The organism is Leptospira kanakyensis, assembly GCF_004769235.1.
Classification (GTDB): domain Bacteria; phylum Spirochaetota; class Leptospiria; order Leptospirales; family Leptospiraceae; genus Leptospira_A; species Leptospira_A kanakyensis.
Window position 1 is genome coordinate 189485 of sequence record NZ_RQFG01000012.1, and the last position, 22644, is coordinate 212128.

Annotated in this window: 17 protein-coding genes; 6 read left to right on the top strand and 11 right to left on the bottom strand. The window is 38.3% G+C overall.

The window, feature by feature from the left end; translation table 11 throughout:
- Positions 1 to 151 precede the first annotated feature (151 nt).
- Positions 152 to 1144 (top strand): HpcH/HpaI aldolase/citrate lyase family protein, encoded by a 993-nt coding sequence (locus EHQ16_RS10455; protein WP_135635817.1) that lies wholly within the window; start codon positions 152 to 154, stop codon positions 1142 to 1144.
- Positions 1145 to 1669: 525 nt separating this feature from the next.
- A complete protein-coding gene (locus EHQ16_RS10460) occupies positions 1670 to 3487 on the top strand; it encodes an alginate export family protein (RefSeq protein WP_135635815.1) in 1818 nt (605 codons plus the stop codon).
- 74 nt (positions 3488 to 3561) lie between these two features.
- Here EHQ16_RS10460 and EHQ16_RS10465 read toward each other — a convergent pair whose 3' ends face one another.
- The 4 genes from EHQ16_RS10465 to EHQ16_RS10480 all read right to left on the bottom strand — a co-directional run bounded on the left by EHQ16_RS10465 (position 3562) and on the right by EHQ16_RS10480 (position 9114).
- Positions 3562 to 5634 (bottom strand): methyl-accepting chemotaxis protein, encoded by a 2073-nt coding sequence (locus tag EHQ16_RS10465; RefSeq protein ID WP_135635813.1) that lies wholly within the window; start codon positions 5632 to 5634, stop codon positions 3562 to 3564.
- Between the two features lie 268 nt (positions 5635 to 5902).
- The gene (locus tag EHQ16_RS10470; RefSeq protein ID WP_135635811.1) at positions 5903 to 7036 is read right to left on the bottom strand and encodes a FecR family protein; all 1134 of its coding nucleotides are present in this window, start codon (positions 7034 to 7036) and stop codon (positions 5903 to 5905) included.
- A gap of 84 nt (positions 7037 to 7120) precedes the next feature.
- Positions 7121 to 7759: a hypothetical protein gene (locus EHQ16_RS10475; protein ID WP_135635809.1), complete on the bottom strand. Its 639-nt coding sequence runs from the start codon at positions 7757 to 7759 to the stop codon at positions 7121 to 7123.
- A 59-nt stretch (positions 7760 to 7818) separates the two neighbouring features.
- The gene (locus tag EHQ16_RS10480; RefSeq protein WP_135635807.1) at positions 7819 to 9114 is read right to left on the bottom strand and encodes a chloride channel protein; all 1296 of its coding nucleotides are present in this window, start codon (positions 9112 to 9114) and stop codon (positions 7819 to 7821) included.
- 109 nt (positions 9115 to 9223) lie between these two features.
- Here EHQ16_RS10480 and EHQ16_RS10485 point away from each other — a divergent pair, with 109 nt between their 5' ends.
- Complete coding sequence (locus EHQ16_RS10485) at positions 9224 to 9559, top strand: ArsR/SmtB family transcription factor (protein ID WP_167482653.1); 336 nt, start codon at positions 9224 to 9226, stop codon at positions 9557 to 9559.
- A complete protein-coding gene (locus EHQ16_RS10490; protein WP_135635805.1) occupies positions 9556 to 10044 on the top strand; it encodes an SRPBCC family protein in 489 nt (162 codons plus the stop codon). The genes EHQ16_RS10485 and EHQ16_RS10490 overlap by 4 nt, the downstream gene beginning before the upstream one ends.
- Before the next feature lie 25 nt (positions 10045 to 10069).
- On the opposite strand, the gene EHQ16_RS10495 is transcribed toward EHQ16_RS10490, so the two are convergent.
- From EHQ16_RS10495 to xerA, 5 genes are all read right to left on the bottom strand, one after another.
- Positions 10070 to 10849 carry a 1-acyl-sn-glycerol-3-phosphate acyltransferase gene (locus tag EHQ16_RS10495; RefSeq protein ID WP_135635803.1) on the bottom strand — a complete coding sequence of 260 codons (780 nt, stop codon included), beginning with the start codon at positions 10847 to 10849 and terminating at the stop codon, positions 10070 to 10072.
- A 92-nt stretch (positions 10850 to 10941) separates the two neighbouring features.
- Positions 10942 to 13098 (bottom strand): PAS domain S-box protein, encoded by a 2157-nt coding sequence (locus tag EHQ16_RS10500; RefSeq protein ID WP_135635802.1) that lies wholly within the window; start codon positions 13096 to 13098, stop codon positions 10942 to 10944.
- A gap of 151 nt (positions 13099 to 13249) precedes the next feature.
- A complete protein-coding gene (locus EHQ16_RS10505; protein WP_135635800.1) occupies positions 13250 to 14692 on the bottom strand; it encodes a nitrilase-related carbon-nitrogen hydrolase in 1443 nt (480 codons plus the stop codon).
- Between the two features lie 45 nt (positions 14693 to 14737).
- Positions 14738 to 15433, bottom strand: coding sequence for a TetR/AcrR family transcriptional regulator (locus EHQ16_RS10510; RefSeq protein ID WP_135635799.1), 696 nt, complete (start codon positions 15431 to 15433; stop codon positions 14738 to 14740).
- Positions 15434 to 15646: 213 nt separating this feature from the next.
- Positions 15647 to 16582 (bottom strand): site-specific tyrosine recombinase/integron integrase, encoded by a 936-nt coding sequence (gene xerA, locus EHQ16_RS10515; protein WP_135635797.1) that lies wholly within the window; start codon positions 16580 to 16582, stop codon positions 15647 to 15649.
- A 302-nt stretch (positions 16583 to 16884) separates the two neighbouring features.
- On the opposite strand from xerA, the gene recA reads away from it, so the two are divergent.
- On the top strand, positions 16885 to 18048 hold the full coding sequence (recA, locus tag EHQ16_RS10520; protein WP_135635795.1) for a recombinase RecA: 1164 nt from the start codon (positions 16885 to 16887) through the stop codon (positions 18046 to 18048).
- 179 nt (positions 18049 to 18227) lie between these two features.
- Positions 18228 to 19271: a hypothetical protein gene (locus EHQ16_RS10525; protein ID WP_135635793.1), complete on the top strand. Its 1044-nt coding sequence runs from the start codon at positions 18228 to 18230 to the stop codon at positions 19269 to 19271.
- 33 nt (positions 19272 to 19304) lie between these two features.
- Here EHQ16_RS10525 and EHQ16_RS10530 read toward each other — a convergent pair whose 3' ends face one another.
- Positions 19305 to 20132 carry an aldo/keto reductase gene (locus EHQ16_RS10530; RefSeq protein WP_135635791.1) on the bottom strand — a complete coding sequence of 276 codons (828 nt, stop codon included), beginning with the start codon at positions 20130 to 20132 and terminating at the stop codon, positions 19305 to 19307.
- Positions 20133 to 20207: 75 nt separating this feature from the next.
- Positions 20208 to 22595 carry an ATP-dependent Clp protease ATP-binding subunit gene (locus EHQ16_RS10535; protein ID WP_135635789.1) on the bottom strand — a complete coding sequence of 796 codons (2388 nt, stop codon included), beginning with the start codon at positions 22593 to 22595 and terminating at the stop codon, positions 20208 to 20210.
- Positions 22596 to 22644: the final 49 nt, after the last annotated feature.

Below are 22644 nucleotides of genomic sequence, written 5' to 3' on the forward strand. Positions count from 1 at the left end.
TAAGTTTCGATGGGAACCAGCTGTAAAAAGTAACTGACTTTCCTTTTGTGATTTCGAAGAGGAGAACCTCCATTCGGATTTTGGGATTAATTCCTGGACGATAGGTAAAATTCACAAAACTTGGTAAAAAAATCCGAAAAAGGTATACTAAATGGCACTGACTCACCCGCAATCCGCACTCTTTGCAGGAGAAAAACCTTTCCCTATCATCCCTGCTTGTGAACACTTCGCTGGATCTGAAAAACTCATCACTAAAGCGCTCGAGTTACAAAATAAACTCGGTGGACTTTTCGACATCACGATGGACTGCGAAGACGGTGCCCAAACTGGGAAAGAAAAAGAACACGCAGAAATGATTGTTCGCATTCAAAATTCTGAACTCAACAAACACAAAATGAGTGGTGTTCGTATTCATGATTATACTAACGAACATTGGCGCGGTGATGTTGATATCATTGTTCCAGGTGCAGGAAATGTAATTGCTTATATCACCATTCCAAAACCGACAAAAGTAAGTCAGGTGAAAGAACAAATCACTTACATCCAAGATGCTTGTAAAAAAGCAGGGATCAAACGCGAAATTCCAATCCACGTTCTCATTGAAACTCACGGAGCATTGAACGATGTGTTTGAAATTGCGGCGCTTCCTTGGTTGCAAGTTTTGGATTTTGGTCTAATGGACTTTATTTCCGGTCACCATGGTGCAATTCCAGCTTCTTGTATGAAGTCTCCTGGCCAATTTGACCACGAACTACTTCGCCGTGGTAAATCCAATTTAGTAGCAGCAGCTCTTATGAACGGTGTGATTCCGGCTCATAACGTGACTCTTGACCTTAAAAATATCTACCAAACATATGCAGATGCAAAACGTGCCCATGATGAATTTGGTTTCTTACGTATGTGGTCAATTTACCCTGCACAAATCCAATCGATTTTGGACGCAATGGCTCCTAACTTTGCGGAAACACTCACTGCTTGTGAGATTCTCATCAAAGCACAAGATGCAGAATGGGGACCAATCCAACATGATGGGGACTTACATGACCGTGCCACTTACCGTTATTTCTGGGAACTAGTCCAAAAAGCAAAACTAACAGGACAAAAACTTCCAGAAGAAGTAGAGAAGAGATTCTTTTCTAAGTAGTCGATCTATCTAAGCACTCGATTTGGTGAGTTGGTTACTTTGGTGACTGGCTTACCATTGGAAGTATGTGTAAAAGGTAAGTGACTTTACTTAGTAAGAGGCTTACCTTTCACACCCAGTTACCTTTTCACATCACCATTGCCACTACCTGGCCTCCTCCGTGGACTGATCACTCTTCCCACTTGCTGGAAACTGGATCCAAACGAATCACGAAATTACAAATTCCTTACTTCCTATTTTAACTTTCCCACTGGTCACAACGTAACCAATGGTGTTTGACCCAAAACATTAAAACAAAATCTCGATTCGTTGTCTCATGAGAATGGCAAATCCTATCTTCCCGGTAGAATCTCAGGCAAAGCAGCTATTTTCATGAACTTTCTCGCCAATGGGGCGCGGATATAGTGAAAAAAGTGGTAATAACGGTGAGTATTACGTCGATTTATCTAATTTTACAGAAAATAAATCCAATATAACGATTTTTCGTTTGCAATACTGGAATTAAATTAATTACAGTCCTAAATTATGAGCAAGCGAATATCTAAATCCAAACCCTTTCTTTCTCTCATTCTTTTCCTTTCCGTCCTAGGTTCAGGAACTGCAATTTATGGCCAAACGGAACAGGTGACAAATCCCAAAGTGGAGGCCACTGTAGAACCACCTCCCCTTCCTCCACAACCCAAAGAGGAAAAAAAAGAAGGGTATGTAAGTCCGCAAATTGGAAATCTTTCAGGAGAATATTTACGAACTTTGCAGGTAACCAGCAAACAAAGAAAGGCGATCCAAGAGAATAAAGGACTTTGGTTTGCTGATAAGTTTCGTGTTGGATTTGGAATTCGACCTAAGGTAGATTCACTCAATAATACTGATTTTGATAAATCTACTGCAGACAATAGAAACAACGCATTAACTCAAACTCAGTTTTATCTATTAGGAGATATCAATGAGAATGTTCTATTCAAAATTACACTACAAGATGTTCGGTTATGGGGAGGAGAAGTTGTATCAAATGGAACAGCTGACCAGAAGTATGGTGCTATAGCAAATGCCGGAACTACCATTGATACCACCAAACAAAAAGATGTTGCTTTAAACAATTTTACTGGCCTAAGAGAAGCATTTTTAGACTTAAAAACAACGAACCAAAATTTTCGATTAAGGACAGGGAGACAAATTTTAGAATTTGGAGACGGACGTATTCTTGGAGCCAGAAACGATAGTTTAAATGGAAACTCATTTGATGCACTTAGGTTCACTGGAAAAATCAGCAACCATACATTGGATTTATTTGGATCTGTGATAGGTGCCGAAAACAATTCCAATAGTATTGTTTCAAACAACTCAACAAAGTTAGGAGGGATTGGTGATTCCTATTATGGCGGAGCTCATTATAATTGGAAAGTAGCTGATTGGTTGGGTCTTGACTTATACAATTACAGTTTATTCAAACAACAAAAAAAAGCTACTGCCCCATCTTCTCTTTCTGAAACAAGAAGTTATCGTGGTGATGATCAATTAAACACATCAGGATTCCGACTCACAAATCGAACGAAAAATAATGCATTACCAGACACAACAGGAATCGACTGGATGGTCGAAGCTGCTTGGCAAACAGGTTTTACCGGAGAACGAGTTACTCCTGATTGGTTGAATCAAAATGGGACTTATTCAACAAACCAAAAAACAGGCGAACCACCTCCGCTATCTGAAGCAGTAAAATACAAAGCCAATATAGTTGCCGTACAACTTGGATACACCCCAGTAAAAGAATTTCGAATTGGAGTACAATATGTCCAAGCATCTGGAGATCCAAATCGTAATGATTCTAGTGTAGGAACATATAATCCTCTATTTGCAACAAGAAGGATGGCCGGAGGATCTCTACCTTTTGCTGGAAACGGGAACTCTGGACTTGTTTTTTGGCAAAATATTAAAGACTACTCACTCCATTTAAAATACGAAACTTCTAATTATGGAACTTTTATTCTAAATCCACACTGGTATTATAAAGTTAAGTTGCAGGATGGATATTATGATAATAATAACTACGTTGCTGGTAGCAAAGCAACAGGAGAAACGGCTTCTACAGAAGATTATTACAATACCGATGCTTATAACGTAAACAAACCAAAGTTAGGAAAACTTGTAGCGACTGAACTAAACTTTATTTATATTATCACTCCATTTGAAAATGTTTCGTTTTGGTTTGGTGCTACTGTGATTCGGGCAGGAGATGCGATTCGAAACCAAAAGAACAATCCGAATGAACCGGATCCTCTCCATAGGTATGATTTAAGTCCAACGGCAACGATGGCTACATTCCAAACAGTTTTTGCGATTTAGAAATTTAGAAAATCGAAAAACATATCCCATAAAACCAAGGCCCAAAAGTAGGTCTTGGTTTTATTCTAGAAACTTTATTTTAGCTTAAACCTTTCCACCTGAGTGGAAAGATAAGAAGCCTGAGAAGCAATATCCGTAGACACAATGGTCAACTGGTCAGAGCCAGTAGCAACATCTTGTGTTCCATTTGAAATACTGATAATGGTTTTTGAAATTTCCTCAGTGGCTCTTTTTTGTTCGAAAACGGCTTCTTCAATTTGTAAATTTAAATTAGTTAACAAATTAGAGTTTTGAGCAATGTCCTTTGCATTATTTTCTTGCAAAAGAACAGAACCTAATACTCTAGTTGCGGACGTCTCAAATTCTTTGACTCGGCTATTCAGCAAATTCAAAACTTGTGCTGCTTCCGTTACTTTTTTGTTTCCATTTTCCACAGCAGAGTTGGTGGAAATCACAAGATCTCCAATTTCTTTTACAGAAGCCCCTGTTTGTAAGGCAAGTTTCCCAATCTCTTCTGCAACTACCGCAAAACCTCTACCAGCATCCCCTGCTCTCGCCGCCTCGATGGCAGCATTTAACGCAAGTAAGTTTGTCTTTTCTGAGATTTCAGTAATGATATCTAAAACCTCACTGATTCGTTCTGCCTTTTCACCAATGTCTTCCATCGCCCGAGTGGACTCGTTCATAGCAGTTTCACCAACAACAGCATGTTCTCTGGATTCCGAAGCAAATTTAGCAAGATACTCCATCTCTTTGTTGATATTCTGAACTTCTTCCCTTAAGGTCAAAACGGATCTATCAATTTCTTTCATCTTAACTACGGCTTCTTCCATTGACTTACCAACGTTTTCAGCGGATGCAGACAACTCTTCTACTGCTGCGGAAGATTCTTCTGCTGCGGATGCTTGTGTTTGTGAAGTGTCGGATAGATTTTGTGAAGTGGAAGCCATCGTGTTGGACTGATGGCCCAACTTCTCTACCGTATGTTTGATGTCTCCAATGATAGAGACCAAACTATTTTTCATTTGATTCATAGAATCTAACAATGTACCAATTTCATCCTGGTTGATTTCTTCCGCGCTGATTGCCAAGTTGCCGTTTGCAATTTGAGAAGAAAAGGCCATTGCTTTTTCCAAACGCAGACTAATTTGTTTTTTAAAAACAAAATTCAAGAAAAACAAAACTACAAATAAAATCACAACCGAAATCAAAACTGAGCTAAGAACCACTTTAGTGATTTGTTCACTAAAAATAGAATCAGGAATACTAATTTGAAGTGCCCAAAATTGTGGATCTTTTCCTATATGGAAGGGAGAAAAATAATGAGTGTAACCTCCATCTTGGATGGAAAACATTTTTCCCAATTTTAAATTATCTAAGTAATATTTTAAATGTTCTGGATTTTCTATTTTTTTACCAAGTTTCGTTTGGTTCTGCCCGTACATCACATACGTTCCGTCAGCTGATATGAAGGCAATATGTCCTTGCCCTCGAAAAGGACGAGTGTCACCAATTTTTTCTTGTAAGGTTGCTACATCCAAATCAATTCCGGCGGCTCCCATAAACTTCCCTTTTGGGTAAATCGGAACCACAAGGGAAATCATTTGAATTTTTTTTCCACCAGCTAAATATTCATAAGGTCCAAATACCTTTGCTTTATTTGATTTTTTAACTTGGAGATAATAATCACCGGCTCCTTCTGGATTATCATAATCCACTAACGGTTCTAAGCTGATTTTTCCTTCTGCATTTCGATGTAAATAAGGAATGAATCTTCCTGTTTTATCATGGCCAGGTTTTCCAACGAAAGCACCATCTCTCCCTTCATAACCGTTCGGTTCGTAACAGAGCCAAATAGCAAAAATATCATCGTTACGTTCCAGAATTTCTCTCATACTGCTGATCATTGATTCTCGAGGAGGAGAGGCATAAAATAAGGCAAAACGAAAGCCACGAATCACACCCATCATCGCGTTGAGATGTTCTTGAATTTCAAATGACCATTTTTCAGAAGTAATTTTTGAATTTTCTTTAATTTCAGCGTTAAGGTCTGTGATTGTACGAGAGATTTGAAATGTAGTTAGTATCAGAAATCCAATAAATAAAATACCTGCAATAGATAAAGAGACCCTTTGGCGTATACTCATAAGGATCGATCTTATGTTTAATAAATTTTTTGTAAATATATTACCGCTTCTACCACTGAAATCTCGGTTTGGCGGATTGAGAAATGGACTTGTGTGCAGGCGGAAATGGTTGCTGTTTGGGTGGTTTCACTAAGGAAACTAGGGTGGTCTTTCCGAATCTAAAGAAAACTAACCTGAATTTGTCTCATTTGCACTAGGATAGAGAACAAAAAAAGAACGAAAAGGAATTCAGAATTCTTAAAATCTGAATTCCTTTTTATGACCAGTGTTATCTTTTCGCTCTTGTTTTGATTTTAAAATTTCTGTATTCTACGTATTCGATATCATCCACGGATAGTTGGAATACACCTTTCGTAGAGTGAACAATGAATACATCACCTAACTGGGCGACAACAGCACCAGAAAGTACTTCTCCATTTGCTTTATGAATTGTTTCCAAAACACTGTAATGGCTATGGATTTCTTCTTCATTGTCTAACCCTATTTTTTCCGCTTCGGATGCGATTCGATTCAGGGCTTCAGTTCTCTGTTCACTATGTTCTTTTTCGATTGCCTGAGTTATTACTTCTGTTGTTCCTTTGTTTTGTGAATCAATTTGTTTTTGGATAGTCTCTCCGGGAATGGAAACCAAAGTTTCTACTTCAGCTTTCTCCTGCGGAGACACCGTAGAATTCACCTTCGATAAACCATTTTCAAAGTCGATAAATCCAGACAATTCGTCACCATTCAATCCACCTGTAGCTACCTTTGCATTAATCAAATAAACTAATTCATTTAGATTGGGATTTACTTCTAACCTTTCCCCTGGTTCCAACACAACTTCGTTTTCTTCTAACGTTTTCACCAAACGAGTGTAATTTTCCTTGGAAAGACCTTCATTTAGTTCGATTAATTTCGGCGAAGTTTTAAAAGCTACAGAGACTGCACCTTCGTATACTTTCACCTTTGGCACAGATCCTTTTTCTAATTCAAAGGAAAACACCGTACCACGAACCCCTGCCACCATCGTAGGAGAAGTGACTGAAAGATTTTGCCCCGATTTTAATTTTACCGATTTAACAAGAAGATTTCCTGCCCACAAATGAATGTCCGTATTCGGGCGACTAGCACCTGCGATGTCACGAAACAATACATCAGAGTTGTCTTTAATACGAATGACCTCTCCTCTATAAGTTTGTAAATCCACTCTACCTAGTTTGGTGATGATACGGTCACCTGGACGAATGACATCTCCGAGTTTTGCTTTGGATTCTTTACCTTGGGTAGTGATAAAAATGTTTCCTTGGAGAAAGGTGACCACAGCCCCAGCTTGGTCATCCTTTACTTGGCTTGTACCAAATTGGAAACGATCACATTGTAATGATAGGAGAAAGATGGTAAGTACTGGAATGAACGTTTTCATATATTTTTCCGAATTTATCCTTATAAAAAAAAAAACAACTCAAAGTGACAGGATTTTCAAATTTGTAAAAACAAAACTTAGTTTTTAAGAAATTAAATAGGATTTTGCCCAGTTCCAAAGCATTAAATAGGTGAATGTCACAATGGAGAGAGTTGTGACAAAAAGAATTAAATTTAAAATACGATTCTTACCTAAGAGTTTTGGATCTAAATCGGGACTCACTGGTCGCACAAAAGAAATTAAAATTAAAACATAACCTATAGCAGCGAGTGTTGGGCCAATAAACAGGAGTTTACCGCCAAAACTATAACTCGCAAGTGATGCAGAAGAAAGTTTACCTGTTTCTCTTAAGGAATCTAAACTACGGAAATCTAAATTTCCAAACTGATAACCAACTGGTGTTCCAAAAATGAGAATGTTTTTCCCATTTTTTAAATGGATTTCTAAATCGGACCCGGAAAAACCACTGGAACTGACTCCCGTCTTTTGTCTACCTGCGCCTTGGTAATTGTATCCGATTCTTTCGATCTCGGTAGGAATCAATCGATCTTCTGAACTTTCTGTGAATTGTTTACGAATGATCGTACATTCCCTTGGGTCACAACTCAAACGGGCTCCAACCCCACTAAAATAAAATAAAACAATCGGCAAAATTAGCAGTAAAAATCCAACGAGGGTTTGTTTCCATAAAAAAGATTTAGAATTTTTATTCTCAGCTAACATTTATTTCTCCGTCACAAAAAATTCACTTAAGGAAAAAATAGAGCAATGAGAAATTTGAATTATTTTTTCAATTCGGAAATTTTTTTACCAAAATCAGAAACCCGACTAAAAGGTTTTGTTTTGCCAATGATTTGCGATCGGTATATGCTTGTATGACCAGAAGAAATGTAAGCAAGACCAGTAGTTAAGATAAAAAAGATCCCACATTCCCATCCAAAAAGTTCCATTCCCATAATGGCACAGGCTAATGGAGTGTTAGTCGCACCAGCAAAAACAGAAATAAACCCAATCCCAACAAATAAAATTAAATGAGAAGGATCAAAATATCCAAATAAGTTTCCGAGGCTCGCACCAATAAAAAATAAAGGTGTTACCTCACCTCCTTTAAATCCAGATCCTATGGTAATGATTGTGACCAAAAATTTAAGGAGAACCGTTTCCGGTGGCAATAAGTTGACAAAAGATAATTGTAATGTAGGAAGCCCAAGCCCTAAAAAACTTGCATCGAGTCCCAATAGAAAAAACAAAACAAGAATGACTCCACCGATCACAGGTCTCATGGGTGCAAACAGAATCCATCTTTGAAAAAGTTCAGAAAGTTTATGTAAACTCACACTAAACAATTTTGCAACCCATCCCGAAACAATCCCCAGAACCACCAAACAGAGAAATATGGTTCCGGAAAAATCAAAAGGTATTTTTGGATAATGTGAATGACTCACACCCCAAAACAAACAAACCCAATGTGCCATGTAGGTAGTTAGAAAAACCGGAAAAATCAAACGCAAACGATAACTTCCAATGCGAATGACTTCGATCGCAAAAATGGTCGCTGCCAGTGGGGTTCCGAATACGGAGGCAAAACCTGCGCTGATTCCTAGTATAACCAATGTTTGTTGTTCTTTTATAGTCATTGGAAGGAAACGAACCAATTGGTGGGCAATCGATCCTCCCATTTGGACGGCGGTTCCCTCCCTGCCTGCGGATCCACCGAATAAATGGGTCACAAGAGTTCCCAAAAAAACAAAGGGGGCCATTCGGATTGGGATGATGGAGGTGGGGGAATGGATTTCTTCTAATAATAAATTATTCCCCTTACTTACGTTTTTTCCGTAATAAAAATAAAACCAACCAATGATAAAACCAGCAAAAGGTAGGAAATAAACAATCCAGAGATTGGATTCTCGTAACTGACTTACCTTTTCCAGGGATACGAGAAAGAAAGCGGATGCAGAACCAACCAATAGGGAAACCAATCCGAGAATGACCAACCATTTGCAAAGGAATGGAAGTGATTTCGAAAGGGGTAGGATTTCGAAACTGGCTTTCTTTGGTTCGAGATTGGAATTTTCCATCAACTTACCTTGCAACAGACAGGAATCGCTACTTACCGAAAACTAACTTTTCAGTAATTTTCAATACTTAGGCGTTGACCTAAGTATTGAAATTCAGTACAATGCCAATATGGTCAAAAGAACCTACAATCTGGACATTGTTTTGCAAGCCCTCTCCGATCCAACAAGGAGACAGGTTGTGGAACGTCTAGGGATCGGACCTTCTAGTGTCAGCGATTTGGCTTCTCCTTTCTCGATGGCAATGCCATCGTTCATGCAACATTTGGATATTTTAGAGTCAGCCCAGCTAATCTATACGGAAAAGGTAGGAAGGGTTCGAATTTGTTATCTCAATCCAAATCCGTTTTCAGTGATAGAATCTTGGCTACAGGTTCAAAAGTCTTTATGGGAAACAAGGTTGAATCAATTGGACTCATTTTTATTAAAAACAAAGGGAAAAACATGAATCAAGAATCAAAAGAATCGTTCAATCCTGAATTGGATTTGGTGTTAGAAAGAATTGTAGAAGTGCCAGTGGAGTTAGTTTGGAACGCTTGGACAATTCCAGAACAGGTCAAACAGTGGTTCACACCCGTGCCGTGGAAAACAATCGATTGTAGGATTGATCTAAAACCAGGTGGAGAGTTTTATACAGTAATGGAATCTCCAGATGGGAATAAATTTCCAAATAACGGCTGTTTTCTGGAAATAGAACATTTAAAAAAATTAGTTTTTACAGACAGTTTGCTTCCTGGGTATAGACCATCTGGGAATAGTTTTATGACGGCTTTTGTTACTATGGAATCAATTGGTACAGCGACAAAATACAAAGCAGTAGCAAAACATAAAGATCCTGAAACTAAAAAACAACATGAAGATATGGGATTTTTAGAAGGATGGGGAACGGCACTTGACCAACTTGTGGCCTTTACCAAAACCTTATCCAAATAACAATGAACCAACGGTTTGCCGTTACTTAAGTTATTACGGCAGACCTTTCCAAAGTCTCAATCTCCGTTTTTTTATTTTTCATTATTGTTTCTGCGGCAGAAAGGTATGTTTCAAAAGTATCGTAGTCTTTCGCTTTAATGGATCCACAAAAATGGAAATACACAGTTTTTGATTTATTTAAGTGTGAGTATTCGGATAAACTAGAATATCCCATCATTCCACTCACAACAAATACATCCAAATCAATATTAAATTTATAAGCAATTTTCATTACACCCGTTTGGAATGGTTTGATTTCTTCGGTAAAAGTTCTTTCACCTTCTGGGTATAAAAAAATGGATCTTGTTTTTAAAACTCTAAGAACATCAGTTTTGAAATTTCTAAAATTTGGTTTTTTTTCTGAATAAATAACAGCTTCCACAATTGTTTTGTGCATCATGAGTGGAATAATTTTGTATCTTTGGATGATATCGCCTCCTAAGTAAGAAAGTTTTACGTCCTTTGATTTTGATAAATAAGGGAGAGCAACAATCAGAGGAACTTCCATCGCATTGGTATGGTTACAAATCAAAAACCGATTGTTTCCATTTGGATTCCAATCTCCCTGTTCAAACTGTAACTTTCTTCCGGTTAATAGGAAAAAAGAACGATACCAAAAATATCCTAAATAGTTATTGATTCGATTGGAAGGACGGTCGAGGCCTATGATTTTAAAGATATACGAAAATGACAGCCCAATGGGAAAAAGAATCACAAGGAATGGAATTGCATAACATAAAACAACAAAGAATTGGAGTTGGCCCATGTGAGAATAGGAGCGGAAGCCCAAGTATGGTAAACAATAATTCTAAAGTATCTTCCTTAAATTTAGAGAATCTTCAGAAAACTTAGAATGGGTCAAACAGCAAATTCCAAAAGGAATATGGAAGATGGTTGTCTAACGATGCTAATTTTACCTTCAATTTGATCGACAAGCATTCCAATGAGTTGTAAACCAAAACCAGGGGAATTTTCAAAGGATACTGATTCAGGTATTCCCAATCCATTATCAGAATATTCTAAATAGAGTTTTTTATCCTCACGAAAGATCTTAAGTCCGATCACTGCATGATTGATTTCATTAAATGCATGTTTCATTGAATTGGTGATGAGTTCATTTAGAATGATTCCCAATGAGGAAAGTAGTTTGGCATTTAATTCAATCGGTTCCTCCAAAATATTCATTTTTACTTCTACACTTTTAGGAAAAATCGAAACGATTTCGTTAAAAATGGCAGGAAAATAATCCTGCAAAGAAACAGTATTGTCCGTTTCTGAATGATAAAGTTTGTCATACAAAACAATCATACTTTTAACTCGTCCTGCAGCTTCATAAAGAATTGTTTGCACAGAACTTTCTGATTGTGCCCTTGCCTGTAGAGTTAACAAGGTAAAAATAGAACTCATATTATTTTTAACGCGGTGGTGAATTTCTTTGAGTATGTTTTCTTTTTCGAGTAAAAGTTTTTGGATTTTTGATTCCGAAAGATTCCGAACACTCACATCTCGTAAAATTACAGTATATAGTTTTTCTTCTTTGACAGAAATCTGAGAAATCGAAGCCTCTATAGGAAATTCTTCTCCATTGGATCGAAGCCCTCGAATCTCTCCCAATGCACCCATAGCCCGACGACTAACACCTGTTTTTGAAAAAGAATCAATATTATTATCATGTTGGCTACGAAAATTTATTGGTATCAATTGGTCTAAAGGTTGGCCAATGATCTCCAATGATTGGTAACCAAACATTTTTTCCGCAGCTCCGTTAAAGAGTATGATTTTTTTAGATTGATCAATGCTGATGATAGCATCCATCGCTGATTCAATAATTTCAGTCAGTTTGGCTTCCGATTCTTTGACACGTCGCAGTGCATTCAATCGATCAGAGATATCTCTACCAACAGCAATGTATCCAATAGGCAAATCACTTTCATCGTCGAGGAGAACTTGGTTTACCTCAATGTTTCGGATGCTTCCATCCTTAGCATATTGGATTACCTCACCAATGAAACTCCCATCCAAGTTCACTCTTTGCATCACTTGTTCACTAGAAAGATTGATGTAGTCTGTTTTTAAAACTTCCATCACAGACTTTCCAATGACTTCTTCCGATTTCCAAAGATAAATTTTTTCTGCAGCTTTGTTCCAATAATTGATTTTATGATTAAAATCGGTACCAATCACAGCATCCAAAACGTTATTCAACATATTTGCTTGTTTGGCAATGTGACTTTGGACATTGTATTCGGCTGTGATGTCTCGAAAAACAAGTACAACACCCCTTGTTTCTCCATTTAAATCTTTAATGGGAGAACCCGAATCAGAAATTTGGTATTCCGATCCATCCCGAGAAAGAAGAACCGTGTGATTTGCAAGACCAACAATCGAATTAGTACGAAGAACAATATCTACAGGATTTTCAACTAAGGCACGAGTTTTCACATTCACAATTTTGAATACATCTTTGATATCAAGTCCGACACCTTCATCATGAGTCCAACCTGTTAACTTTTCTGCAATCGGATTCATTCGAATGACTTTTCCATCGCTATCAGTTGCAATGACACCATCACCTATCGAATGCAATACGGTCTCTAAATGTTCTTTTTTACTTTTAGTGAGTTCGTTTGCTTCAAATAATTTAAAAGCCATTTTGATAGAAGCATCTAAGACAGTGAATCCTGAGTTTTTTACTACATAACCATAGGAGGTTATACTTTCTGTTTTTTTGACAATTTCACGTTCAGTATGAGAAGATAAAAAAACTACGGGAATTTCTTTATGATTTAAAATTTCTGTGGCAGTTTGTGTTCCATCCAATCCTTTTCCTAGATCAATATCCATAAGGATCAAATCGAAAGGTTTATCTGCTTGGATGATTAATTGAATCGCATTTTCCCCATTATTAACATGGGTTACGCTGTATCCACCATCCTCCAATTGTTTTTTTTCAAACATGGCAAGGATGGCTTCATCCTCAACGAGCAAAATGGATTTATCAGCGACTGAAGTCATCAAACCATCCTTTGCGAAAACCTAAAGAAAGAAGGTTCAGGAATTCACAAACATCAAATTCTGACAGAAGCAAAATTTAATTCAATCAAATATTTAGAAATTTTCTAAATAGGAGAATGTTTTGGTTAATTTATCTACACACGAATCTCTGTTAGTTCCTGGATTTTAGTACAAAAACCAGAATCAAGATCCCAGAAAATAAAAAATAAAGAATCCCTAAGCCAACAACCCAATTTCCAATTTGCCTGTATAAGGTAAAAACAGGGACAATCGGCACGGAAGCGACGAGCACTCCATCATTTTCTTCGTAGTAATCGAGAGCTCCTTTTGTTCGACCATATGCATCATAAATACCTGACAAAGCACCACGAGTGGAACGAACTATCGCGGTTCCGTTTTCAATCCCGCGAAGGGCTGCCATTTCCGTATGGAATGGATTGATTCCTTTCCAGTCGGAGGCGGCAATGAAACTAATGGCTGTTCCTAATTCCGCATGTTTCTGAGTTAGTTTGAGACTATCAAAATCATAACAGATTGCTGCTGACATTTTAATGCCGTCAACATCGATCACTTTAATTTCAGAAGAAATGATGGAAACAGGTTCCCCTGGAGGAATGAATTGTTTGAAATAAATTTGACGAGTGGATCCATCCTTACCGATCCAACGAAACTGATTGTCCAAAAAAAATTCTTTTTCCTTTATTGGAATAACATAGGCTGCGATGATTTCGATTTGTTTGTTTTTTGCTAAATGAGATATCTTTTCTAAAAAAGATTCTTCTTCATTGCGACTCACAATCACCGCTCCTTCGTTCCAAATAACTACCTTAGCACCCTCATCTGCGGCTTGTTTGGTTCTTGATAAAACAAGTTCCGTATTCAATTGGTTTTGTATGGGGTCATTCCAAATGTTTTGGATTTCCATTTTGGAAGTTACTGTCCCCACTTTAATACTTTTTCCCTCAATCGGAACAGTGAGTCGAATGGCACCGTAAAAATAGATTCCGACGATGAACAAAAAACAGGCGAAAAGAAAATAGGCCGAATTTTTTGATAACTTGGAATTAGAGATAAAATCGGACAAGGACTCTTCAATACTTCCACTTACTAAATAAATGATAAAACTAATACCAGTAGCTCCGAATAATGATGCCGATTGTAACAAAATCAAATTGTTTAATTGGCTATTGGCAAACATCCCCCAAACTCCGAGGCCAGAACTATAACCACCGATCCATTCAACGATGGTAAATAAAAAAGCAAAACAAAGAATCGAAGATATTTGAGAAGGAAACTGGATTCGGAGCCAGTTCCATATCCAAAGTAATATTGTAAAAATAATTCCTCCTTGAATTCCGGAAATGATGGCAATCCAAAGATGAAATGGATCCGATACAATACGCATTGTAGAAAAAAATTGGATGACTATTAATGAAAACAGAAGTGTCCATACGGAATGACCAAGTCGGATGTATCTTAAAAATGGAACCATGGCTATCCAAACAAAGATGGGAATATTCCAATTCATACCGGTGAATCCGATGAAAACACCTCCGATAGATAACAAAAACCATTTTTGATTTAAATAATTCATTAATATAGTCCTATATACTTATATATAAATTTATCATATAATAACCTAATCTTTTATAATTCCACCAGCGCCTCTCCACAAATAAGAGAGAGAATCTAACCAAAGTTTTTCCAAGTTTTGATTTAGTTGGAACGCTAAGATTGGAACACCAAAAAAACAAGATCCTAAAACCATTCCGAAGGATTTCCAATCCGTAGATTCGGGGAGTTCTCCATTTTTAGCAGCAATGGATAATGCTTTTTGAATGATCCCCTCCACACCATCGGCATTCAATTCTTCGATACCGGCAGTGTTTGGAAAGATTAACACACGTTCTGCGCCAGTTAATCTAGATTGGTGTAAAGTTCTTTTATTTTTTGCTTGGAAAGAAATGATCTCGAGTAAGATTCTGGGATTTTTTTTGGATTCTTTTGCTGTATAACGAAATAATGCAGAGAGTAACCCCCATCCTGATTCAGACAATTTCATCTCCTTGGCAAATACGGAGACTTGCAAACCCCAAATCTGAATGTAATGGAGGAGTAAATCACCCTTCTCTGGAAAATAATTGTAAAACGTTGGTTCTGAAACTTCAGCGATTTCACAGAGATCTTTGATTTTTATGGAATCGAAATCCTTGGAATCAAACTCCGACAGGAAGGCAAAAATCAAATTTGTACGAGTTTTTGCAAATTTCCTCTCCTTTAACGGGAAACGAAGGAGGGAATCGGATGGGTATTTATGTTTTAGAGACAAGGCCATAATATGGCCGACTTATTTTTTATAGTCAACTATATTATTAGGAATCAAGACGGAAGTATGAACTTAATTTAAGAATTTTTCGGGTTTGAAGATTGGGGCTTGATGGGACGGGTTCGTTGTGGTAGAGGGAAACCATTGGGCGGCGGGTCTAGTTCCCCTCCCTATTTCAGGGCGGGGTGATCCTATCCGCGCGCAAAACCTAAACCCAACCCCCTATTTCTTCGCATGAGGATGGGCATTTCGATACACTTCTTTCAACCTGTCTCTCGAAACACTCAAATAAACTTGTGTTGAAGACAAAGAAGCATGACCGAGTAACTCTTGTACGGCGCGAATATCAGCACCGGCATTCAAAAGATCAGTAGCAAAGGTGTGTCGGAACTTATGGGGAGTGATGGCTTTTTCCATTCCCATCACAGTCCTTCGTTCTGATAAAATATAACGAATTCCGCGAGTGGTTAATTTCCCACCACGTTGGTTTAAAAAGATTTCTTCAGGGCCTGATGTCCCTCTTTCTTCTAAATAATCTCGGAGTGCAGTTTGTGCCTCCTCACCAATAAATACGAAACGTTCCTTACGACGTTTTCCCATTACTTTAAGTGATGTTAATTCATGATTCAGATCGCTTAACTTGGCATTAACTAACTCAAATACACGAAGCCCCGTGCTGTACAATACTTCCACGATGGCTTTGTCTCTCTTTCCAAGCACTTCGGCTTTTTCACCATCTTCATAATCAAGGATGTCTTCTGTTTCGATGGGTGTGAAGTTTTTAGGTAACTTCTTTTTTGTTTTGGGAAAGCTGACTTGTAAAATAGGATTGGCACCTATCTTTTCTTCGCGGAATAAAAATTTATAAAAAGTACGAAGAGAAGAAAGTTTACGGCTTTGGGTTCGTTTGTCTTGTTTTTTCGCCGATTTTAAGTCAGCAAAATAAGCCCGCACATCGAGAACATCAACACTCAAGATGTCAATTTCCTCTTTCAAACAAAACTCAAAGAAAAATTTTAAATCACGTAAGTAGGCAAATAGAGTATGTTCCGAATAATTTTTTTCAATTTTGAGATAGGTTCGGTAACTTCGGAAAAGGTCAGCCATGGCTTGGGGGAAATGGTCGGGAATTTGGACTTCAAGAGCTGGCAGCGTCATACAGAGAAACTATCGGCAAAGTTTTCTTTCTCCTACGGCAAAAAAATACTATACAAGTACTTACATTTTGTTTAGTGTTGAAAACGACAAAAAAAGACATAATCCAGAAAAATTTCCCTCACTTTTCTAATTTGTCCCAGGTCTCATGCATACTGGAGCTAGTCCGGAAGAGAAAAAGAGTGGAATTCGGAAGGGATGGGTTCATCCTTGAGAGAGTCGGTTCGCAAGAGTTTTTTGGAACCACTGACCTAAGTCCCCTACCTAGTCTTTCGGAACACCGATTTTAGGAGAACGTTTGATTCATGAAAAAAGAGAAAGCTGACAAGGCTCAAGAAAAAGAAACCGACCAAAGAAAGCAGGCCATTGACGCTGCCCTAGGCCAAATCGAAAAACAATTCGGTAAGGGTTCCATCATGCGCCTTGGTGCAGATACACGTATGGCAGAAATGAGCGTCGTATCCACTGGATCTTTGGATTTAGACATCGCCTTGGGGATTGGCGGGTTTCCTTCCGGTAGAATCGTAGAAATCTATGGACCAGAATCTTCTGGTAAAACAACACTCACTCTTTCTGCGATTGCAGAGACACAAAAAAAAGGGGGCATTGCTGCCTTTATCGATGCGGAACACGCTCTCGATCCATCTTACGCTAAAAAACTCGGGGTCAATGTAGACGACCTGCTCGTGGCCCAACCAGACAACGGGGAAGAAGCACTTGAAATTTGTGAGTCACTCGTTCGATCCAATGCGATCGACCTTATCGTTATCGACTCCGTAGCCGCTCTTGTTCCTAAGGCCGAGATCGAAGGAGATATGGGAGATTCCCATATGGGTCTTCAGGCACGACTCATGTCCCAAGCCCTACGTAAACTCACAGGAACCATTGCAAAATCCAATACGACTGTTATCTTTATCAACCAAATCCGTATGAAGATTGGAGTGATGTTCGGAAGTCCAGAAACCACTACCGGTGGAAACGCGTTGAAGTTCTATGCTTCCATTCGCTTGGACATTCGCCGTATCGAAACTCTAAAAGAGAAAGAAGAACCTGTAGGTAACCGCGTTCGAGTGAAAGTGGTTAAAAACAAATGTGCTCCTCCTTTCCGACAAGCAGAGTTCGACATCATGTATGCAAATGGAATCAACAGAGAAAGTTCTCTCATTGATCTCGCAGTTCGTCATGACCTTGTTGCGAAAGCAGGTTCTTGGTATTCTTACGGCGGAGAGAAGATTGGACAAGGAAAGGAACAAGTGAAAAACTTCTTTCTCGAAAATCCAGACATTGCATTTAAAATCGAAAACCAAGTTCGGGATCTCAATAGCCTCCCTCTCATGGACCAATCCAAAATCCAAACGAGAGAAGTGAAATCCATTGAAAGGGATCCAAAGGAAACTAAAGAAACAAAATCAAAACAACCAGTTAGTTTCTCTACCGAAGCAGAAGGAGAAGTTGCTGTCGGAGAATAAAACCATTCGGCTTTCTTTTTAGGAACCATTGACCGGTTCGGGGTTTCCCGGGCCGGTTTTTTTTTGCTAAATCCCCAAAAGAGCCATCGGGCATTCTGAAAAATTATCAATCCAAGACCTGAAAAAGGATGTCTGAAAACAGTCGTCGTAAAGATTGTTCTTAAACATTTCCGAAACCTATGTCAAAAAAACTCATCCTCGTCCTTTTCATTTTATCTTACCAATGCCAAATCCAAGAAAAAAAAACAGAAACAGCTGTTATAGAAACGCCCATTTATGATGAGTGGGCGGGCTTAAGTGAATCAGATCCATTACATAAAAATGAAATGGATCTCAGTTGGAATAAACTAACAAACACTAGAGACACCATCACCCAGTATCTAAAAGGAAAGGATTACCATCCGAATGTGAAAACGGTGATTTACCCTTTTAGTGGAATTGATGTTTTAAATCTTTTTTCATTTTATCCACAATGTGAGCGTTATATCCTTTTTGGATTAGAGGATCCTGGTTACCCGAATTCGTACAATACACTTTCAGAAAAAGAAAAACTAATCGTCAAACAAGGAATTCGCAATCTCTCAGATCATTTGGCTGGTAGGAATTATTTTACATATCGTAAAATGAAAGAAGAAACCAAGAAAAAAGAACTAAATGGAGCCTATCCAGTGTTTGTGGCTTTCCTTCGTCGCATGGGAAAAGAAATCCTTGATTCCAAAGAGGAAATGATTGTTGGAAAAGGGATTACTTACAGAGGTTTTACTCTTTCCCTTTATGATACAAAACTAAAAAAAGCGGAAACACTTACATATTTTAAAATATTCTTAATTGGGAATGAAGGAAATCCTGGAGATGGGTTGTATGAATACTTCTCGGATTTAACGAATGTTGGAATATTTACAAAGTCCGCAGAATATTTATTTCATGGTGAAAAAAGAAAATCGATTCGAGATCTTTTACTAAAAAATGCAGAATTTGTGGTTCAGGATGAATCTGGTTTTCCCATTCGTTTTTTTCCTGAAGACAACTGGAAACGATCTATTTTTGGAAGGTATGAAAAATCGTGGAATTTATCCGGTGCTGTCATTCCAGAAACCCAACCGGAACTTAAAAGTTTAAGTGAATCTACAAACGATTCCATTTTACCTTTTCCCTTCGGTTACGGTTACTTAGGAACCAAGGACAACCGCCAATCGGCCGTCCTTGTTTTTTCTAAAAAATAAAATCGAAGCTTAATTCTTAATTATGAGGATCCATCACTCTACTGTGGTCGGATCCCAACAAGTTCGAAAGTTCTCATTCCAACCTGAAATTTCGTTCATATCCTTTTCGGATAAAACAAAATCAAATACATCCGCATTCTCTTTGATGCGATCAGGGTTTTTAGATTTAGGGATCACTACATGACCTGATTGCAAAGACCAACGAATTAAAACCTGTGCATTTGACTTTTGATATCGGTTGGCAATCTGAGTGATTCGAGGATCTTCTAATTTTTGCCCATGCGCCAAAGGACTATAAGCTTCGAGTAATATTCCTTTTTTTGCACAATATTCTTTTAGTTCGATGTCCTGCAAAAATGGATGGTATTCCACTTGGTTCATCGCAGGAACAGTTCCTGTTTCCTTTAAAAGTTCCTCTAAATGAGAAACCATAAAGTTACTAACACCGATTGACTTTGTTTTCCCTTCTGCTTTTATTTTTTCCAAAGCCTTCCAAGAATCATTTCGTTTTCCAGAAACTGGAAAGTGAATCAAATACATATCAACGTAGTTTGTTCCCAATTTACTCAATGAAACATCTATCGCACGTAAGGCGGAATCATACCCTTGGTCAGCATTCCAAAGTTTGGTGACAAGAAATATATCACTGCGAGTCACACCGCTTTCTTTGATCGCAGCTCCTACATCTGCTTCATTGCCATAAATTGCTGCTGTATCAATATGCCTGTATCCGAGTGATAGGGCAGATTTTACGGCTTCAAAACATTCTTTCGGGCGCGACTTCCATACACCCAGTCCCAACTGCGGAACGGAGACTGATTGATTGGACTTCAAGGTGGATATAATATTTAAGTTTGACATAGAGTGTTCTTTAGACTAAAAACATCCAGCCATGGCGAAACCATAGCTGGATTCAGGTTCATATTTTTTTTGAAACTACGGTTTTGATCCGGCAAATTCCGGGATCGAAACAAATTGTAATTGTTCCCCGTTCCAATCGGCCCTGTATTTACCTTCCAACATTCTACCCGCAAGGATTTCTTTGGCCAAAGGTCGGTTCACAACCCGATTGAAAACACTAGCCAAAGGCCTCGCTCCAAATTTAGGATCAAACCCCTGCTCTCGTAAAATATGTTCCGTACTTTCAGAAAGTTCGATCAAAATTCCTTTTACCTTCAATCTTTCGTTCAACTGGCGAAGTTGTTTTTCGATTAGTTTTTCCATGATAGAAGAATCTAACGAATGATAAGTCAACACAGCATCCAGTCTACCCAATACTTCTGGTTTAAAATCACCTTCGATATTTTTAGAATTGGTAGTCAAAATCACAATCGTATTCTTAAAGTTAATCGTTCTCCCTTTGTTATCCGTAAGCCTACCATCATCCAAAATCTGAAGAAGAATGTCTGAGAAATCGGGATGGGCTTTTTCCACTTCATCAAAAAGAACCACAGAATATGGTTTTCTACGGATGGCTTCTGTTAGGATTCCCCCCTCATCATAACCAACATAACCAGCTGGCGCACCGATGAGTTTGGCAACCGAATGTTTTTCGGAGTATTCACTTAAGTCCAACCGAACCAAATTTGTTTCCTGATCGAACAGGAATTTGGCAATGGCTTTGGCCGTTTCTGTTTTTCCTACCCCTGTTGGTCCCTTTAATAAAAAGGAACCAAGTGGTCTGGATTCCGAAGAAATTCCTGCATAGGAAGTTAGAAGTGTATCCGCAATTTCTCTTATTGATTCTTTTTGGCCATACACAACGGAATTCAAATCATCCTCTAAATGGAGTAAATTATCCTGTTTGGTTTTCAGAATTTTTTCTGAAGGAATTCCTGTTTGTCTAGCAATCACTGCTGCTATATGGTTTCTTTCAAGAATCCAACTGTTTTGAAAATTGTTTAATTCTTTTTCTAATTCAGGTAAAACTGCATACTTCAACCGAGAAGCTTCCGTATAATCTGCTCTTTGTTGTGCTGCATCTAAATCAAATTTAACTCTATCAATTTTATTTTTGATAGAAGCAATTTGTTTTAAAGAATTCACTTCTTTTTCCCAAACAACTTTCCCTGATTCGAATTTTTTTTCTAAAACATCTATTTCCCTTAAGATTTCCTCGTTTTTCTTTTCTACTTGGGCAAAGATTTTTTTAGAACGAATTTCACTTTCAAGTTCCACAAGTTCAGTAGGCATTGCTTCGGCAGAAAGTTTTAATGCAGACGCCGCTTCATCTACCAAATCAATTGCCTTATCTGGTAAAAATTTATCGGTAATGTATTGGTCAGACAAAAGCACCGAGGCATAAATTGCTTCGTCAGAAATTTTGATTCCGTGATGGATTTCATGTTTATCTCGAATTCCCATAAGGATTTCAATCGCATCTTCTTTACTAGGTTCGTTGACTGGAACTGCTCGGAACCTTCTTTCCAATGCTTGGTCACCTAAAATGTATTTTTGAAATTCATCCTGGGTTGTCGCTCCAATACAATGTAACTCCCCACGGGCCAGAGCTGGTTTCAAAAGATTGGCCGCATCCATCGCACCATCTGTTTTTCCTGCTCCCACCAATTGATGGATCTCATCGATAAAAAGTACGGCTTCCCCTGATTGCCCTTTGATATAACGAAGCATAGCTGTTAGTTTTTCTTCAAACTCACCGCGATACTTTGTTCCCGCCATCAGTTGGCCCATATCCAAAGAATAAATAGTTTTTCCTTTTAATACATCGGGAACTCGGCCCTTAACAATTTGTTCTGCAAGTCCTTCTACGATGGCTGTTTTACCAACACCCGCACTACCAACTAACACTGGATTGTTTTTAGATCGTCGACCCAAAATTTCCATAACAGAGCGAATCTCTTTACTCCTTCCAATGACAGGGTCAAGTTTTCCTTCTCTTGCCAAATCGTTTAGGTTTACAAGAAAGTTCGGAACCTCTTCATCGGTTTCTTTCACTTGCAAATCTTCATAATTAATTTTCAGCTCAGGAAGGACTTGTGGTAAAAATTTAAGAAAGTCAGCTTCCTTTAGTTCCTCTCTTCCATTTTCTGCTGCCCGAGACGAAGCCATCGTAAACCACTGGGCCAGTTTTGGTGAAGTCCGAAGCGACTCAAAAGGGATTTCTCCAGAAGCTCGCGCCTGCTTCTTTAAAAATTCATCCACTGTCGATTTATACTTAATTAATGTTTTCCCAGAAACAGACGTGGGGAGGGTCATAAACCCCCAAACCAAATGGTAAGGAGTGATTTCTGTGTTTTGTCTCCTCATGGCCTCTGTTTGCGCGATGTCCAGGGCACCCTGGACGTTCGAATCATACTGCTTCATATTCTTTCCCCTCTTTTAGCACTCTGAACGTTAGACTGCTAATTTTGCG

Bases quoted from the DNA above. Each gene is read 5' to 3' on its own strand.
- EHQ16_RS10455 (WP_135635817.1), top strand. From the start codon at position 152: ATGGCACTGACTCACCCGCAATCCGCACTCTTTGCAGGAGAAAAACCT.
- EHQ16_RS10460 (WP_135635815.1), top strand. From the start codon at position 1,670: ATGAGCAAGCGAATATCTAAATCCAAACCCTTTCTTTCTCTCATTCTT.
- EHQ16_RS10465 (WP_135635813.1), bottom strand. From the start codon at position 5,634: ATGAGTATACGCCAAAGGGTCTCTTTATCTATTGCAGGTATTTTATTT.
- EHQ16_RS10470 (WP_135635811.1), bottom strand. From the start codon at position 7,036: ATGAAAACGTTCATTCCAGTACTTACCATCTTTCTCCTATCATTACAA.
- EHQ16_RS10475 (WP_135635809.1), bottom strand. From the start codon at position 7,759: ATGTTAGCTGAGAATAAAAATTCTAAATCTTTTTTATGGAAACAAACC.
- EHQ16_RS10480 (WP_135635807.1), bottom strand. From the start codon at position 9,114: ATGGAAAATTCCAATCTCGAACCAAAGAAAGCCAGTTTCGAAATCCTA.
- EHQ16_RS10485 (WP_167482653.1), top strand. From the start codon at position 9,224: ATGGTCAAAAGAACCTACAATCTGGACATTGTTTTGCAAGCCCTCTCC.
- EHQ16_RS10490 (WP_135635805.1), top strand. From the start codon at position 9,556: ATGAATCAAGAATCAAAAGAATCGTTCAATCCTGAATTGGATTTGGTG.
- EHQ16_RS10495 (WP_135635803.1), bottom strand. From the start codon at position 10,849: ATGGGCCAACTCCAATTCTTTGTTGTTTTATGTTATGCAATTCCATTC.
- EHQ16_RS10500 (WP_135635802.1), bottom strand. From the start codon at position 13,098: ATGACTTCAGTCGCTGATAAATCCATTTTGCTCGTTGAGGATGAAGCC.
- EHQ16_RS10505 (WP_135635800.1), bottom strand. From the start codon at position 14,692: ATGAATTATTTAAATCAAAAATGGTTTTTGTTATCTATCGGAGGTGTT.
- EHQ16_RS10510 (WP_135635799.1), bottom strand. From the start codon at position 15,433: ATGGCCTTGTCTCTAAAACATAAATACCCATCCGATTCCCTCCTTCGT.
- xerA (WP_135635797.1), bottom strand. From the start codon at position 16,582: ATGACGCTGCCAGCTCTTGAAGTCCAAATTCCCGACCATTTCCCCCAA.
- recA (WP_135635795.1), top strand. From the start codon at position 16,885: ATGAAAAAAGAGAAAGCTGACAAGGCTCAAGAAAAAGAAACCGACCAA.
- EHQ16_RS10525 (WP_135635793.1), top strand. From the start codon at position 18,228: ATGTCAAAAAAACTCATCCTCGTCCTTTTCATTTTATCTTACCAATGC.
- EHQ16_RS10530 (WP_135635791.1), bottom strand. From the start codon at position 20,132: ATGTCAAACTTAAATATTATATCCACCTTGAAGTCCAATCAATCAGTC.
- EHQ16_RS10535 (WP_135635789.1), bottom strand. From the start codon at position 22,595: ATGAAGCAGTATGATTCGAACGTCCAGGGTGCCCTGGACATCGCGCAA.